This is a genomic window from Paraglaciecola polaris LMG 21857 (assembly GCF_000315055.1).
GTDB lineage: Bacteria > Pseudomonadota > Gammaproteobacteria > Enterobacterales > Alteromonadaceae > Paraglaciecola > Paraglaciecola polaris.
Genome location: NZ_BAER01000141.1, coordinates 1 through 14,607, shown reverse-complemented (window position 1 = coordinate 14,607; position 14,607 = coordinate 1). Strand labels below are relative to the sequence as shown.

At 43.8% G+C, this 14,607-nt stretch carries 18 protein-coding genes; 8 read left to right on the top strand and 10 right to left on the bottom strand.

Features of this window, described 5'->3' with window-relative positions:
* Nucleotides 1-225: 225 nt before the first annotated feature.
* Nucleotides 226-759 (top strand): gamma carbonic anhydrase family protein, encoded by a 534-nt coding sequence (locus GPLA_RS22385; protein ID WP_007107321.1) that lies wholly within the window; start codon nucleotides 226-228, stop codon nucleotides 757-759.
* A 35-nt stretch (nucleotides 760-794) separates the two neighbouring features.
* On the opposite strand, the gene GPLA_RS22380 is transcribed toward GPLA_RS22385, so the two are convergent.
* From GPLA_RS22380 to GPLA_RS22340, 9 genes are all read right to left on the bottom strand, one after another.
* Entirely contained in the window at nucleotides 795-1,037 is a 243-nt protein-coding gene (locus tag GPLA_RS22380; protein ID WP_040515737.1) for a hypothetical protein, read from the bottom strand.
* On the bottom strand, nucleotides 1,034-1,852 hold the full coding sequence (gene aroE / locus GPLA_RS22375; protein WP_007107319.1) for a shikimate dehydrogenase: 819 nt from the start codon (nucleotides 1,850-1,852) through the stop codon (nucleotides 1,034-1,036). Before aroE ends, GPLA_RS22380 begins: the two co-directional genes overlap by 4 nt.
* A 145-nt stretch (nucleotides 1,853-1,997) precedes the next feature.
* A complete protein-coding gene (locus tag GPLA_RS22370) occupies nucleotides 1,998-2,681 on the bottom strand; it encodes an OmpW/AlkL family protein (RefSeq protein ID WP_007107318.1) in 684 nt (227 codons plus the stop codon).
* 191 nt (nucleotides 2,682-2,872) lie between these two features.
* A complete protein-coding gene (gene hemF / locus GPLA_RS22365; RefSeq protein WP_007107317.1) occupies nucleotides 2,873-3,796 on the bottom strand; it encodes an oxygen-dependent coproporphyrinogen oxidase in 924 nt (307 codons plus the stop codon).
* 3 nt (nucleotides 3,797-3,799) lie between these two features.
* A complete protein-coding gene (locus GPLA_RS22360; RefSeq protein ID WP_007107316.1) occupies nucleotides 3,800-4,363 on the bottom strand; it encodes a Sua5/YciO/YrdC/YwlC family protein in 564 nt (187 codons plus the stop codon).
* Between the two features lie 70 nt (nucleotides 4,364-4,433).
* A complete protein-coding gene (locus tag GPLA_RS22355) occupies nucleotides 4,434-4,991 on the bottom strand; it encodes a DNA topoisomerase family protein (RefSeq protein WP_007107315.1) in 558 nt (185 codons plus the stop codon).
* A gap of 56 nt (nucleotides 4,992-5,047) precedes the next feature.
* A complete protein-coding gene (locus tag GPLA_RS22350) occupies nucleotides 5,048-5,524 on the bottom strand; it encodes a DUF494 family protein (protein ID WP_007107314.1) in 477 nt (158 codons plus the stop codon).
* A 1-nt stretch (nucleotide 5,525) separates the two neighbouring features.
* A complete protein-coding gene (gene dprA, locus GPLA_RS22345; protein ID WP_007107313.1) occupies nucleotides 5,526-6,665 on the bottom strand; it encodes a DNA-processing protein DprA in 1,140 nt (379 codons plus the stop codon).
* 24 nt (nucleotides 6,666-6,689) lie between these two features.
* A complete protein-coding gene (locus GPLA_RS22340) occupies nucleotides 6,690-7,769 on the bottom strand; it encodes a LysM peptidoglycan-binding domain-containing protein (RefSeq protein WP_007107312.1) in 1,080 nt (359 codons plus the stop codon).
* Nucleotides 7,770-8,011: 242 nt separating this feature from the next.
* On the opposite strand from GPLA_RS22340, the gene def reads away from it, so the two are divergent.
* From def to GPLA_RS22305, 7 genes are all read left to right on the top strand, one after another.
* On the top strand, nucleotides 8,012-8,521 hold the full coding sequence (def, locus tag GPLA_RS22335; RefSeq protein WP_007107311.1) for a peptide deformylase: 510 nt from the start codon (nucleotides 8,012-8,014) through the stop codon (nucleotides 8,519-8,521).
* 9 nt (nucleotides 8,522-8,530) lie between these two features.
* Entirely contained in the window at nucleotides 8,531-9,478 is a 948-nt protein-coding gene (gene fmt, locus GPLA_RS22330) for a methionyl-tRNA formyltransferase (RefSeq protein ID WP_007107310.1), read from the top strand.
* Complete coding sequence (gene rsmB, locus GPLA_RS22325; RefSeq protein WP_007107309.1) at nucleotides 9,475-10,788, top strand: 16S rRNA (cytosine(967)-C(5))-methyltransferase RsmB; 1,314 nt, start codon at nucleotides 9,475-9,477, stop codon at nucleotides 10,786-10,788. Before fmt ends, rsmB begins: the two co-directional genes overlap by 4 nt.
* A 47-nt stretch (nucleotides 10,789-10,835) precedes the next feature.
* Entirely contained in the window at nucleotides 10,836-12,215 is a 1,380-nt protein-coding gene (gene trkA, locus GPLA_RS22320; RefSeq protein ID WP_007107308.1) for a Trk system potassium transporter TrkA, read from the top strand.
* A 96-nt stretch (nucleotides 12,216-12,311) separates the two neighbouring features.
* Nucleotides 12,312-12,848 carry a DUF2780 domain-containing protein gene (locus tag GPLA_RS22315; RefSeq protein ID WP_007107307.1) on the top strand — a complete coding sequence of 179 codons (537 nt, stop codon included), beginning with the start codon at nucleotides 12,312-12,314 and terminating at the stop codon, nucleotides 12,846-12,848.
* A 239-nt stretch (nucleotides 12,849-13,087) separates the two neighbouring features.
* Nucleotides 13,088-13,447 carry a hypothetical protein gene (locus GPLA_RS22310; protein ID WP_007107306.1) on the top strand — a complete coding sequence of 120 codons (360 nt, stop codon included), beginning with the start codon at nucleotides 13,088-13,090 and terminating at the stop codon, nucleotides 13,445-13,447.
* Nucleotides 13,448-13,487: 40 nt separating this feature from the next.
* Nucleotides 13,488-14,234: a complement resistance protein TraT gene (locus GPLA_RS22305; RefSeq protein WP_007107305.1), complete on the top strand. Its 747-nt coding sequence runs from the start codon at nucleotides 13,488-13,490 to the stop codon at nucleotides 14,232-14,234.
* A 128-nt stretch (nucleotides 14,235-14,362) separates the two neighbouring features.
* Here GPLA_RS22305 and GPLA_RS22300 read toward each other — a convergent pair.
* A partial coding sequence (locus GPLA_RS22300) for an IS30 family transposase (RefSeq protein WP_040515734.1) occupies nucleotides 14,363-14,607 on the bottom strand: 245 nt, incomplete at its 5' end.

The following is a 14,607-nucleotide window of genomic DNA, read 5'->3' as shown; positions in this document are numbered from 1 at the left end:
AGTGTCGGTGCAGCTGTTGTAGCGGCTGTCCCGAAGCGAGATGCGCATTATAGAGATACAAACTCTTAGCGCAACCCTTATTTCAAAAAAACCGTTCGACCGCTGGTTTTATAAACAATGTGACTATCTTTAGGGCTAAATGCTTATTTTTACGGCAGCAATAGTGCTTCTCACGGGTATTGAGTTTGTTATCATCAGCGCATAAAACCCTAAAATGGATCCAAAATGAGTATTAGAAGCTACAAAGGCATACAACCAAAACTTGCTGCTGGTTGTTATATAGATGAATCAAGTGTCCTCGTGGGTGATATTGAATGTAGTGAGCATGTCAGTATCTGGCCCTTAGTCGCCGCTCGCGGTGATGTTAACTATATTAAGATTGGTGCTAGGAGCAATGTTCAAGATGGTTCGGTGCTACATGTAAGTCGAGTAAGTAAAGAAAACCCTAAAGGTCATCCGCTTATTATTGGTGACGATGTCACAGTAGGACATAAATGCATGCTACACGGTTGTATATTAGGCAATAGGATTTTAGTGGGCATGGGGGCTATCGTAATGGATGGCGCCATAGTAGAAGATGACGTATTTATTGGGGCTGGTAGTTTAGTGCCGCCGAATAAGCGCTTAGAGAGCGGTTATTTATATGTAGGGAGTCCAGTAAAACAGGCTCGCCCCCTTAAAGATTCAGAGCGTGCCTTTTTGCAAGTATCTGCTGATAACTATGTCAGACTTAAAAATGAGTATTTAGAAGAACAATAAGCAAACACAAGCGCTTGGTTGTTATATTAGGTATATCAACCAAGGATCGTGTTTGCATGAATGTGGATGATCCCGCTTTCGTCCCATTCCTCTTCTTCTACCCGCTCATTAATGCGCTCTTCGATATCAAATTGATAGTCTTGGTAAAACTGCGGCATATCGTCAATAGCGAGGTTACTAATATGACACTGCATCATCATCCCAGAAACGATGACTTGTAACACCATGGTTTCCTCCACTTGACGGTAACCGTCTTGCATTTGAACGGCTTGATTCACAACAACTCTCGCACGGCCTGAATGACGGGCTCTATTTTTGGCCTAACATTGCGCCACAGATAAAAACTCTCTGCCGCTTGGCCGACTAACATTCCCAAGCCATCGCCGACCTTAATGGCGGAGTTGTGTTCCTGCGCCCAACACATAAAGGATGTTTGCTGGGCTTTATATGTCATATCGTAAGCAAAAACAGCATTGGCAAATATATCGCTACTAATTTCGGGTAGATCGCCGTTAAGACTTGATGAGGTACAATTGATAACCCCGTCAAAATCCATCGCAGGTAAATCTTTAAAACCTGACCCCGTCACTTTGTTACCCATATCAAACTTGTCGGCCAGCGCATGCGCTTTGGCTGCTGTGCGATTAGCAATGTGAACACTGTGCGCTTTGGCTGTCAGCAAAGGTAAAATAACCCCGCGAGTTGCCCCACCAGCACCAATGAGCAATATACGTTTACCATCAAGGCCTCCCCACAAACGTTGCAGATCTCGCACTAAGCCTTCGCCGTCGGTGTTATCACCTAACACAGTTCCGTCTGGTCGTTTATATAAGGTGTTAACCGCTTCTGCCGCTTTAGCGCGAGGAGTTAATTCATCTGCAAAACGAAATGCATCCAGTTTGAAAGGAGAAGTAACGTTTGCGCCTGTGTATCCCTCGGCAAAAAAAGCATGGATGGCTTCATTAAATCGATCATTAGCCGGTTGCTGCCGTCCATACTCTATGGCCTGCTGCGTTTGTTCAGCAAACAAGGAGTGGATTAACGGGGATTTACTGTGCTCTATCGGATTACCAAAAACTGCGTATCGGTCCATAATCTCAGAATAGTGTTTAATTTGTCAGGCTAGATTAGCCTAAATTCAAACACGACTGAACCGTAAAAATACTTCAGCGACAAAGAATTTGCAGTCTGAACGGGTAACAAATAAGTCGACGCCGAGGCACGGTCTTATTATACCGCTAGAATTTGTAGCCCAACATAAGTGAGTACACCCATGGGTCTACGTCAACAGAAACCTTAGCGGGCAAGTCCAACACGTCGAACTTCGCTTGCGTATTAATATTGATATAACGCACCGATACATTTACTAACCAATTTTCGTCTAATGCGTAATCCATCCCTACTTGTGCTGCAATACCAAATGACTCATCGAGTCTCAATTTGTTAAAGCTCTGCTCTTCACGACTATTGGTGAACTGCTCATCAAAGAAGACCGTATAATTTAACCCTATGCCTAAATACGGCTGAATCGCCTCTGAAATAGGTAGGTAATAAATAAGACTCACTGTAGGCGGAAGCTGCCTACTTTCAGCTAATTGCCCATCACCCAAGTCAAATTCATTATCTGACGTATTGCTCAAAGTTACATCATGGGTAAACGGGCTAGCCGCCAACAACTCAAGACCAATATTACTGGTGAACATGTAAACAGCGTTTAATCCCAGTTGCGTATTATTGGTTACTGACGCTCCCATGCCGATATTGCCCGCACCTTGCACGGTAACATTGGAACTCGACTCATCTGGTGCGACCGTCGTTAAGCCTGCACGAAGTATAATATCACCAGATTCGTACGCACTCGCTGTGCTCATCAAGGCTGCGGTTAAGGCTAAACTACAAAAAATTACATTTGGGACTTTCATCATTACCTCTGCGTATTAATTCTAACGGCAGTGTAATTAGCGAATACCCATATTGATTGATCTAGCTCAATCTTGTGTGACCGCTGAGCCGGCATTGGGTTAAATGCGCGATGAAAACTGATCTGAATCAAATAGTAAGATGAGCAACAGCGACACCAAGAAATAGTATCGCTGTTGTGAGATAGGATGGCTTATTCGTTTAACCAATCACGCGGATGCAAATAGTCTTTATATAACAAGGCTTCTTTACTGTCTGGAAGCGGATTGAAATCATATTCCCAGCGCGCGAGTGGTGGCATAGACATCAAAATAGATTCAGTGCGCCCTCCCGTTTGTAGGCCAAATAAAGTGCCACGGTCCCACACTAAATTAAACTCTACGTATCGCCCTCTTCTGTATAATTGGAAACTACGCTCTTGCTCGGAATAGGAGATATCTTTACGTTTTTCTAAAATCGGTACATAGGCATCTAAAAAGCCATTGCCTACGGCTTGCATGAAGGTAAAACTGCGTTCAAATCCCCACTCATTGAGATCATCAAAGAACAACCCTCCCACCCCACGCGTTTCGTCCCGGTGTTTTAGATAGAAATACTCGTCACACCAATTTTTATACTTGCTGTAGACCTCGTCTCCAAACGGATCGCATAAAGCCTTGGCAGTTTGATGCCAATGGAGAACGTCCTCGTGAACTGGATAAAACGGCGTTAGGTCAAACCCACCACCAAACCACCAAATAGGCTCTTCCCCCTCTTTTTCTGCAATAAAGATTCGTACATTGGCATGGGATGTAGGTACATGAGGATTTTTAGGATGAATGACTAACGACACGCCCATCGCTTGAAAACTGCGCCCTGCCAACTCTGGGCGTGAAGCAGTAGCTGACGCTGGTAACTGGCCACCGTAGACATGGGAAAAGTTGACGCCACCCTGTTCGATAACTTGCCCCTTAGTCAGTACGCGCGTCCGCCCACCACCACCCAATTCACGTTGCCAGTTATCTTCTATAAAGCTGCCTTTGCCATCAGCCATTTCTAATGTCTGGCAAATATTATCTTGCAGGTTAAGTAAGAACTGTTTTACCGATTCAATGTCGGTCACTTTAGGTTGTGACATAGTTTAGTTATCTCTAATAATTTGGCCATTGTGACCATGGCGTATTTTACTCGGGCTAGTCGCCCCCCCAAGAGGGCCATCAATCACAACAACTTGGTCGGGGAAATACACCTGGACCTCATCTGCCGACATTGCGGGCGGATGGCCGGCAGTATTCGCACTAGTAGAAACAAGCGGTTTGTTAGCACGAAGACACAAATCTTTGATAGTTGGATGCGCACTCACTCTCACAGCAATATAGTCTGAGGTACCAGTGAGCCAGACAGGAGCATTCTTTGCTTTTGGCAGTAACCATGTAATGGGCCCTGGCCAACTTGAAAAGATCTCAAAACGCCTCCCTGGCTTCACTGCGTTGTCATCGACATAAGGTAGCAACTGGGAATAATTATCCGCTACCAGGATAAGGCCTTTATTAACGTCGCGCTGTTTTAAAGAAAGTAACTTTAACACTGCCTGCTCGTTGTCTGGGTCGCAACCAAGGCCATAAACAGCCTCGGTAGGGTAGGCAAATATTTTACCGGCTAAGAAATCGAGTACAAAAGGATCGTCAATATGATGTGATGTCATTTTATTAATATATTCGCGTCAAGTGACGGTGAGTGTAAAACATGATGCTACGAGGATAAACCTAAAGCCGCTATTGTGCAGGTTGTTTATGCCCACATTTGCGCTCTGGGCATTGCCAAATGAGCCCTGATGCGGCTTTCTTTTCTTGCATCACAGGCCAAGCACATTTAGGGCATGCTTGCTCGACAGGCGCATAGTTAAGCGCATAATGGCATTGGGGATACTGATCGCAAGGATAGAAATTTTTACCGTATTTATTCGCACGCTTAGTAAAATGCCCTTTATGACATGCAGGACACGTTACCTTGTCAGTGGCCTGCACTTTGTTCGACTTAATATAATGACACTCTGGAAAATTGCTACAGCCGATATACATACCGTAACGTCCCTTACGGATAACCAGTTCAGACTGGCATTCTGGACATTCAGAACCTTCGATTGCGGTTAACTCAGTATTGTCACTTTCATGTAAGGGCTTACTATATTCACAATTTGGATAGTCACTACAGCCAATAAATGCACCATTTTTACTATGCCGAAGTTTCAGTGGTGCTTGGCAATTAGGACACGGCCCTGGATCAAATTCAGATTCTTGGGTATTAAAGAGGGAATGATCTATCTTAGACATGTATCTGAAGTGCCTTGTCAATCGCGGGTTTAATGTAAAAACCCGCGTCAATGAAACTAATGGAGTGGCCCTTCTGGTTCTTCAAATAATAAATCTTCCATTTGGGCATAGGCATTTTCTTTACCGGGAACATTAAATAGCACCATCAGCACGACCCATTTCATGTCCTCGAGGCAGAACTCTTTTGAATCGATTTCCATGACTCTATCAATAACCATTTCACGAGTAGTTGAGTCCAGTACATTAATATGTTCTAAAAACATAAGAAAGCCACGGCATTCTATGTCTAAACGCATTTCTTCGTCTTGCGTGTAGATACGGGTCACAAAAGACGTCGGCCCTTTAACCAAATACGGTTTAATGTCTGTTTCTTGCAATGCCGCGAGCTTTTCAAGCCACGACAAGGCTTTATAAATTTCGTCCTGATGGAAGCCAGCACGCACCAGCTCATCGGTCAACTCATCTTGGTCGACGCGGATCTCTGTTTCACTGTGAATGAAATTTTCAAAAAGATACATGAGGATATCAAACATACTATTTTTCCCCCAATTTAAGGTAACCACCTGGTACAGCTGTTACTAAACCACGTAATTCATATTCTAATAATTGAGACATAACCTCAGCAACTGGCATGCCACATCGCTCTACAACTATATCTAGCGGTGTGGTTTCAAATTCTACACTATCTAACAATTTGTCAGATGCCAAGCTTTGTCTCGCGCTTTTTTGCAATTCATCTGGCTTAGTATTCAAGAAACTAAGTGCCAAGTGTTGGTACTCTTCATTAATATCGCTGACATTTTCCACTAACTTAGCGCCTTGCTTTATTAAGTAATGGCAACCTCTAGATAAAAGGTTGTGGATATTACCTGGCACAGCAAATACATCTCGATTCTGTTCTAAAGCGTAACGAGCGGTAATTAACGAGCCACTTTTTATGGCAGCCTCAATAATGAGCGTCCCTAGAGACATTCCGCTAATAATACGATTTCGCCTTGGGAAATTCTCCGGTCTAGCCGGTGTATCAGGAAAAAACTCCGACAGCAAAACGCCATTTTGCTCAAGTATTCGTTTGGCCATATTGACGTGACGTTTGGGATAAATATTATTTAACCCCGTACCAAGTATCGCCACTGTGTGGCCTTTGACCTGCAGCACAGCTTCATGCGCTAAGCCGTCAATACCTAATGCTAACCCGCTCGTCACGGTCCAACCACTTAGTGAAAGCGCTTGCGCAAAATACTTAGCGTTTTGCTTACCCGCTACTGAGGGATTACGGCTACCCACTATCGCCAGCTGAGGATTATTTAATAACCGCTTATTTCCAGCACAATACAATAATAGGGGCGGTCTTGCTGTTTGCAATAGCACTTTAGGGTAATACTCTGATGTTATGTTTAACAGTACATGGTTGGGCTGCTGACACCAGAGCATACTATTTTCAAGCTGTTGCATGTTTGGATGTAGCAAACATTGAGCTTGAATGTCTGAAAAACCGGACCGTAGCAGAAATGCTAGATCGGCGGAGAACAAATCGGCAATTTGTAGTTTATTATCTCTTAAAATAGCCCCTAATTTTGCCACAGAAAACCGTGGAAGTTGCGCTAACGTCAACCACTGACGATCCTGCACCTCACATGTATGACTATCCATTTTTGCTTTTTCGTGAGACATAGCGCTCCACTTATTCGTATAGCCCTAAGGTTTTGCAACAATAGCGCCTTTGCGAATAACTGTAGACGAACGCGTGACGAGTGCATAACTTACCTTTGAAAAGACTTTAAATACCAATAACTCCCCTACTTTCATCCAGGGCTGCGGCAGCACCTCGCCTTGAGAAAAAACACGCTGCAATAATTGGGTTTCATTTACGTACTGAGCTTGCTCTCCATCGATAACAGCCGCTCCCTGCTGATAAATCCCCATGACCACGCCAGCGCTAATTTCATCTTGCCCCAAGTCAACCACTACGACACTATACTTACCTGATAATTGGTACTGAGAAACATCGGCAATAATATGACCTTTTTCCTCCTGCGCTCCTTTAATCTGTACCATGGATTCAGAATTGCTACTCTTCACGACTTTTAAAAGCTTGTCTCCGCGTTTGACTTCAAGATTCGCCTCTGACAAGGAAACCAAAGATTGTTTTGGCAACAAAGGGCTCAGCGCTTCCCCTTGCGCCACATGGCGCACTTGCATCCCAAGAAAATCCCCCTCTTGGTTGTATAACGCTTGCTGTTTACGTACCACTTGATAGTTGCCCAGCGCTAACCCTTGTGCATTAACTAGCACCACGTCACCATTGGCAAAGAACTCGGTGCCCTCAGGACTGCCTACTATAGAGGGTAAAACCGCGTACTCCTGCTCACTCATCACTAATTCTTGATTAAAATACGGTTCAATTTCATGCCATGGAAGCACCGCTATGGGCCGATTAGATTTTAAAATCTGCTTTGCTGTCGGCGAACGCACAATATAAGGTTTTTGCGTGCTTCTAACCAAATCAATCATAGGTTCACCAGCACTGTTAATACTGAGACGCAGCTCATCACCTGGGAAAATTAAATGGGGGTTGATAATTTGGGTATTGGTACGCCAGATTTGCGGCCAATACCAAGGCTTGTCCAGAAAGAGATTTGAAATATCCCATAGTGTGTCACCGGGCTTCACTGTGTATATCTGTGGCGCCCCATCTTTCAATTTTATGACGTCTGCGTGTACAAAAAATGGCAAAATTAACAGAACAAGTGTTAGGCGTAGTAAATTGTTAAGCATAGGGGCGCATTACCTTGTCGCTGAGGCTATTATGTTTTTATTCCATATCGGTTAGAATAGCTTGTTATTGCAAAGATTAAATAGCCTGATGATCAGGTTCGTATGATTATTAATACCAAGGGCGTCAATATCCTTTATTTTCGGTTATTCGATTACGCCTCGGTAAAATATTTTTTTGAACGTCTTCCCGATAAATTCCACATACTGATTTTTTGGGAAGCAAAACGAGTTAAATGTAGAACATGGCCATATTAGACGTATTAAGATTTCCAGATGAGCGCTTGCGCACCATTGCCAAGCCCGTTGAGACAATAGACAGCGCAATAAAGACGTTGGTAAGTGACATGCTCGAAACCATGAAAGATGAAAATGGTATCGGTTTGGCAGCGACCCAAGTAGATGTGCACAAACGGGTTGTCGTCATTGACGTTTCAGAAAAACAAGACACCCCACAGGTTTTTATTAATCCTGATATCACTCACATGGAAGGCACAACTATTAGCGAAGAGGGTTGTTTGTCCGTCCCTAATAATTACGCAAAAGTAGAACGTGCAGAGAAGATCACCGTTAAAGCGTTAGATGAAAATGGCGACTCTTTTACCTTGGACGCTGACGGCTTATTAGCTATTTGCATTCAACATGAATTGGATCACTTAAAAGGTAAGCTTTTTGTGGACTATTTATCACCGCTTAAACGTCAACGCATTCGTACCAAGCTAGAAAAAGAAGCCCGCTTAGCAGCTAAGGGTTAAGAGGTTACATTGAAATCAGGTCTTAAAATTATTTTTGCGGGTACGCCAGAATTTGCCGCCACTCACTTAGAGGCACTCATTCGCTCTGAACATCAAATTATTGCGGCCTACACTCAACCTGACAGGCCTGCTGGCCGAGGTAAAAAGCTACAAGCCAGTGCCGTTAAACAGTTAGCCGAACAGCACGATATCCCTGTTTACCAGCCGGCGTCTTTAAAAACAGAGGACGCCCTACAGCAACTCGCTGATTTACAGGCGGACGTAATGGTTGTGGTGGCATACGGTCTTATTCTGCCCCAGAACATTCTTGATACGCCTAAATACGGTTGCTTAAATGTGCATGGTTCGTTATTACCAAAATGGCGTGGAGCAGCGCCAATACAACGCGCGATCTGGGCGGGTGACCAAGTAACAGGCATAACCATCATGCAAATGGATAAGGGCTTAGATACAGGAGATATGTTAAGTGAAATGCATATACCGATCGAGGCAACTGATACAAGTGCCACCTTATACCAAAAGCTTGCGGAACTTGGCCCTAAGGGCCTACTAAATACATTGGAAAATTTACGTGGTATTACCCCGCAGCCGCAAGATAATGATTTAGCCACCTATGCCGAAAAACTATCGAAGCAAGAGGCAAAGATTGATTGGACCATGGCGGCTGTTCAATTAGAGCGCAATATACGGGCCTTTGATCCTTGGCCAGTTGCATATTTTGAAACTCAAAACGTCGCTATAAAAGTACGCAGAGCTAAAACCTCAGCTTCAACTAGTAAGATCGACGCCCAACCAGGCCAAGTTATCCAAGCAGATAAACAGGCTATTGGAGTGCAAACCGGTGATGGGATTTTGCTGATAGAAATACTTCAGCTACCTGGGAAAAAACCGCTACCTTGTCAAGATGTATTGAATGGCCACAGTGATTGGTTTGCTGTTGGTAAACAACTTTCATGAGCAACTCAAAAGTGAAATATCAGTTGAACTTACGAGCAGACGCCGCCAGCGTACTTTATCAAATACTAGAGCAAGGTATGTCCGCGAGAGAATGCCTTCCTGCCGCTCAGCAAAAACATAATGAGAAAGACCGAGCTTGGTTACAAGAAATGACCTATGGGGTTTTGCGCCAACTGCCTATATTGCAACATTGGCTCAGACTGTTATTAGATAAACCATTAAAGAAAAACGTTAAAGTCGTTGAGCACTTAATTATGCTTGGGTTCTATCAACTTGCTTTTTCTCGGGTTTCTACCCATGCAGCAGTATCTGAATGTGTAAATGCCTGTGCACCACTGAACGCGATTGCTACAAAAGGGTTGGTCAATGCGGTATTACGTAATTTTATCCGTCAAGATATGGCCCAAAATTTACCTGACAACGAACAAGTATTGAGTGGCCAGCCCAAGTGGTTATACAAAAAACTGTTAAACGCTTACCCCCATCAATATCAAGACATATTGGACGCGATGCAAAACAAGGCCCCTATTTGGCTACGCGTTAACATTCAACGTTCGAGCGTAGATGATTACCGCCTCTTACTCGACCAGCAAGATATTGCTTATGAAATACAACAGGAGCAGCCTCAGGGGGTCGTCTTGTCCAAGGGCTGTGACATCACCACCCTTCCAGGCTACGACGAAGGTTGGTTTGCAGTACAAGATGGTGCGGCCCAGTTAGCAGCTCATTTTTTAAACGGACAACCGAATGAACGCATCTTAGATTGTTGTGCGGCTCCAGGTGGAAAAACCTGTCACATACTAGAGCTAGAACCGGCTCTAACAAGTTGTATTGCGCTAGATATAGAAAGTAGTCGCTTAGCGCGCATAGAAGAAAATTTAACACGTTTAGGCCATAAAGCTGAACTCATATGCGGCGATGCTAGTGAACCCAGTGCATGGTGGGATGGCCAGCAGTTTGACCGTATATTACTCGATGCCCCATGCTCAGCTACCGGTATTATTCGCCGCCACCCAGATATTAAATGGTTACGAAAATCGAGTGATATAGACACCCTAGTAGCATTACAAGCAAAAATCATCGATGCGATGTGGCTTTTACTCAAACCTGGGGGAACCATGCTATATGCAACGTGTTCAATTTTACCTGAAGAAAACCAGCTGCAGATTAATGCGTTTTTGAGTAGAACAGCCGATGCAAGTGTGGACTCCAGCTTTGCTAATGACGCTTCGGATAAACCAGGCAGGCAGGTTTTACCCGGCCAGAAGCAAATGGATGGTTTCTATTACGCACGACTGCTAAAGTCTTAAAAATCGTATCTTATCTACACAGAGCAACACGTTAGAATGAACCTATAATGAAAATAATAATTATCGGCGCCGGTCAAGTAGGGGCAACACTCGCTGAGAACTTAGTAGGCGAGATGAACGAAATCACCGTTATAGATTCTGATAACGAAACGCTCAGACACCTGCAAGATAGGTTGGATTTACGCGTAGTCAACGGCGTAGGGTCACACCCTGATGTATTAAAGAAAGCCGGTGCAGAAGATGCAGATATGTTAATTGCTGTCACTAGCAGTGATGAAAGCAACATGATGGCCTGTCAGGTGGCGTACAGTTTGTTCAAAACCCCCACTAAAATTGCCCGCGTTCGCTCTGAACAGTACATCATTTATCAAGAGCAATTGTTTAAACACCAAGATGTTCCTGTGGATCACTTAATCGCCCCAGAACAGCTGGTCACCAAAGCCATTAAACGTTTAATTGATTACCCTGGTGCGTTGCAAGTGGTGGAATTTGCCGATGGCAAAGCAAGCCTAGTAGCCGTTAAAGCCTATTATGGTGGGTTGTTGGTAGGTCATGCTCTGTCAACACTAAAGCAGCATATGCCGAATGTTGAAACCCGGGTCGCGGCTATTTATCGTCGAGGACGACCGATTCGTCCGCTCGGTACGACAGTGATCGAGGCAGACGACGAAGTCTTTTTTATTGCGGCAACCAAGCACATTCGCGCAGTAATGAGCGAGTTACAAAAATTAGAGTCAAGTTACAAACGGATCATGATCGCAGGTGGAGGCTTGATTGGCGCTGGGCTGGCGAAATTATTAGAGCACAACCACAACGTAAAATTAATCGAATTCAGTCAAGAGCGCGCTAAGTATCTATCGGCGCATTTAGACAAAACTATCGTCTTTTGCGGTGACGCCTCTGACCACGAATTACTCACCGAAGAAAATGTTGAGCAAGTGGACGCTTTTATTGCGGTGACCAACGATGACGAAGCGAACATCATGTCCGCTATGCTTGCCAAACGTTTAGGTGCACAAAAGGCCATGGTGCTCATCCAGCGCGGAGCGTATGTCGATTTAGTTCAGGGCGGTGAAATTGATATCGCTTTTTCTCCGCAGCAGGCAACTATTTCAGCTTTGCTGACTCATATACGTCGAGGCGATATCGTCAATGTATATTCCTTGAGGCGTGGTGCCGCCGAAGCAATAGAAGCCATTGCTCACGGAGATCAGAGTACATCGAAGGTCGTTGGGCGTGAAATTCGTGATATAAAATTACCACCAGGCACCACCATTGGCGCAATCGTAAGAGCAGATGAAGTGATCATTGCCCACAGTGATACTAAAATTGAAGCGAACGATCATGTGATCCTATTTTTGGTTGATAAAAAATTCATCAGCCATGTGGAAAAACTATTCCAGCCTAGTGCTTTCTTTTTTGGCTAAAATGACATAACGCCTTAGCCTAAAGGTTAGATTGGCGAACGTAACGAAATAACTTAAAATCCGCCTCAATATTCAAGGCAAGTTAAAGGAATGATAATGAAGAAATTAAGTATAGTACTCACTGTAGCTGCACTAAGTGTACAACCTCAAGCACATGCAGAAGGTTGGCTAGATTCAATCAAAAATATGCTCGGAATGGAAACTCAGCAAGCAGCCGCAACGCCTTCAATCAATGGTATGGTATCAACCGTAACCGAGTCATTAGGCGTGACACAAAGTCAGGCATCAGGTGGTTTAGGCGCAATATTCAATTACGCTAAAGACAATATATCTTCTGAGCAATATAGTCAGTTGGCCAATGCCCTTCCTGGTGTAGGTGGTTTACTCGAGTCAGTACCTGACATCAGCAACATGACAAGTGAAGGCGGATTAGGCGGAATTTTAGATAAAGCAGCGAGTTACAATGACTCCCTTAAAGCGATTAATGACGTGAAGAAACAATTCGAAGCACTCGGATTAAAACCTGAGATGATTACCCAATTTGTTAGTAAAGCTCAGGCTTATCTAGATACACCTGAAGGCCAACAAGCAAAACAATTGTTGACCCAAGGTTTAGGTAAACTTCTCGGTTAATTTACTGATAGTTTAAAGCCTTAGTTATCCAATTAAAAAAGCCACAAAGTGGCTTTTTTAATTCAGATAGTATCGTTTAGCACCAATAGCGCGAATTACAGCCCCTCATTATTCATATTCGTCTAGAATTCATATAAATACACTTTGCTTTCCTATGATTTCGCGTTAAAGTTTTTACTAGCTGCTCAGGAAGAGGTCGTGCCAGCCCGCTTGTCATGATGAATTTATGGAGGAATATTATGCAAAATATCAATTCATTCAACCCAAAACCATTCAATGCTTCAACCTTAATATTTGGCGTTTGTTGTTTGCTGGTTTCATTTTTTTCGTTAGCCCAAGATGAGTCTGAAGAAGACGCGTTAGCAAAAATGCAAGCTCAGCTAAACTCAGAAGTCATGTCTCGTCCATTTTTAGCTGAGCGGCCCAAAGAGGTTGATAGTTATATTGAGGGCATGCTGAAGAAGAATGTTAAGCCCCAAGAATACCAAGGCACCTATTGGCGTCGTGGTTACACCTGTCGTGATCTACTCCGTTATGACTGGACTCAATACCGTAATTGCCGTTACTACCATAGATACCACGGCCGTTATTACTATTAAAAATACAATTCTATTCACTACATAAGTAAAGGTAATTACTATGAGAAACTACGTTCAATCAGTCAAAATGGCGTGCGTTGGTGTTGTTATTTTAACACTAACGAGTTGTGCTGCTGTGCATACATCAATCGCTAAAAAGGATTTAGATGTTCAAACTAAATTAAGCACGTCTATCTTTGTCGATTCAGTACCTCCCGAAAAACGAAAGGTTTATTTGGAAGTCCGCTCAGCCGTTATGGAATTCGATCGTAATGCGTTTAGACAAGCATTAAATGAACAAATTTCGGGTAGTGGGAATGGTTATTCTTTTGTTGATAGCCCAGACGATGCCCAATATACCATGAGCGTATTCGTGCGTAACCTTGAGAAAGCTTCGCCAAGCGCAGCTGAAAACTACCTATCCAGTGGTTTCCAAGGTGTGGCAGCGGGGTCGGCCTTAGGTTATGCAACTGGCGGCGGCTATCGTGGTGCAGCAACAGCAGGCTTAATTGGCGGTTTAGCATCAACGGCGGCGAATGCCTTCGTTAAGGATGTTACATACCTACTAGTGGCTGATATTCAAATACGCGAGCGAGCGAAAAAAGGCGTTATCGTACGCCGGGATTCCAAAGTAAACACAAAAATTTCTGATGACGGTGGAACAACGCAAACATACTCAGAAGCGACCAATCAGAAAGAATACCGCACACGTGTAGTTACCACTGCTAACAAAGCTAACTTAGAGCTTGAAGAAGCTCAGCCTCTTATGTTTGAAAAAACGGCTTACGCCATGGCATCATTTTTCTAATATAATTTTAGCACTCTAGTACATCCTAAAACTAAAAACGGCTACTCAGTTGAGTAGCCGTTTTGGTATCTAAAGCACTTCATTCTACCTAAGCGCGAATTCAACTCCGAAGTGCACCACTCGCTAAATTAAGCTGCGCTGCGTAGTTCATTAAAAACAACTAAGGGTTGTCTATACCCGAGGCATTTTCTTGGCCTCAGGTTAAGTGCCCGTTGCGCGTCAGCGACCTGTTCGTTTGTAACGGTCCTTAAATCGGTGCCTTTTTTAATATATTGCCTTAGCAAGCCGTTAAAATTCTCGTTCAATCCTCGCTCCCAAGATGAGTAGGGATTGGCGAAGTAGATATCGGTTTTTAGTTTTTCTGCAACCTGCT

Excerpts from the sequence above, each read along its gene's own strand:
- GPLA_RS22385 (WP_007107321.1), top strand. The coding sequence starts at position 226 with ATGAGTATTAGAAGCTACAAAGGCATACAACCAAAACTTGCTGCTGGT.
- GPLA_RS22310 (WP_007107306.1), top strand. The coding sequence starts at position 13,088 with ATGCAAAATATCAATTCATTCAACCCAAAACCATTCAATGCTTCAACC.
- dprA (WP_007107313.1), bottom strand. The coding sequence starts at position 6,665 with ATGTCTCACGAAAAAGCAAAAATGGATAGTCATACATGTGAGGTGCAG.
- trkA (WP_007107308.1), top strand. The coding sequence starts at position 10,836 with ATGAAAATAATAATTATCGGCGCCGGTCAAGTAGGGGCAACACTCGCT.
- aroE (WP_007107319.1), bottom strand. The coding sequence starts at position 1,852 with ATGGACCGATACGCAGTTTTTGGTAATCCGATAGAGCACAGTAAATCC.
- GPLA_RS22355 (WP_007107315.1), bottom strand. The coding sequence starts at position 4,991 with ATGTCTAAGATAGATCATTCCCTCTTTAATACCCAAGAATCTGAATTT.
- GPLA_RS22360 (WP_007107316.1), bottom strand. The coding sequence starts at position 4,363 with ATGACATCACATCATATTGACGATCCTTTTGTACTCGATTTCTTAGCC.
- GPLA_RS22305 (WP_007107305.1), top strand. The coding sequence starts at position 13,488 with ATGAGAAACTACGTTCAATCAGTCAAAATGGCGTGCGTTGGTGTTGTT.
- def (WP_007107311.1), top strand. The coding sequence starts at position 8,012 with ATGGCCATATTAGACGTATTAAGATTTCCAGATGAGCGCTTGCGCACC.
- GPLA_RS22370 (WP_007107318.1), bottom strand. The coding sequence starts at position 2,681 with ATGAAAGTCCCAAATGTAATTTTTTGTAGTTTAGCCTTAACCGCAGCC.
- GPLA_RS22315 (WP_007107307.1), top strand. The coding sequence starts at position 12,312 with ATGAAGAAATTAAGTATAGTACTCACTGTAGCTGCACTAAGTGTACAA.
- GPLA_RS22350 (WP_007107314.1), bottom strand. The coding sequence starts at position 5,524 with ATGTTTGATATCCTCATGTATCTTTTTGAAAATTTCATTCACAGTGAA.
- hemF (WP_007107317.1), bottom strand. The coding sequence starts at position 3,796 with ATGTCACAACCTAAAGTGACCGACATTGAATCGGTAAAACAGTTCTTA.
- GPLA_RS22340 (WP_007107312.1), bottom strand. The coding sequence starts at position 7,769 with ATGCTTAACAATTTACTACGCCTAACACTTGTTCTGTTAATTTTGCCA.
- rsmB (WP_007107309.1), top strand. The coding sequence starts at position 9,475 with ATGAGCAACTCAAAAGTGAAATATCAGTTGAACTTACGAGCAGACGCC.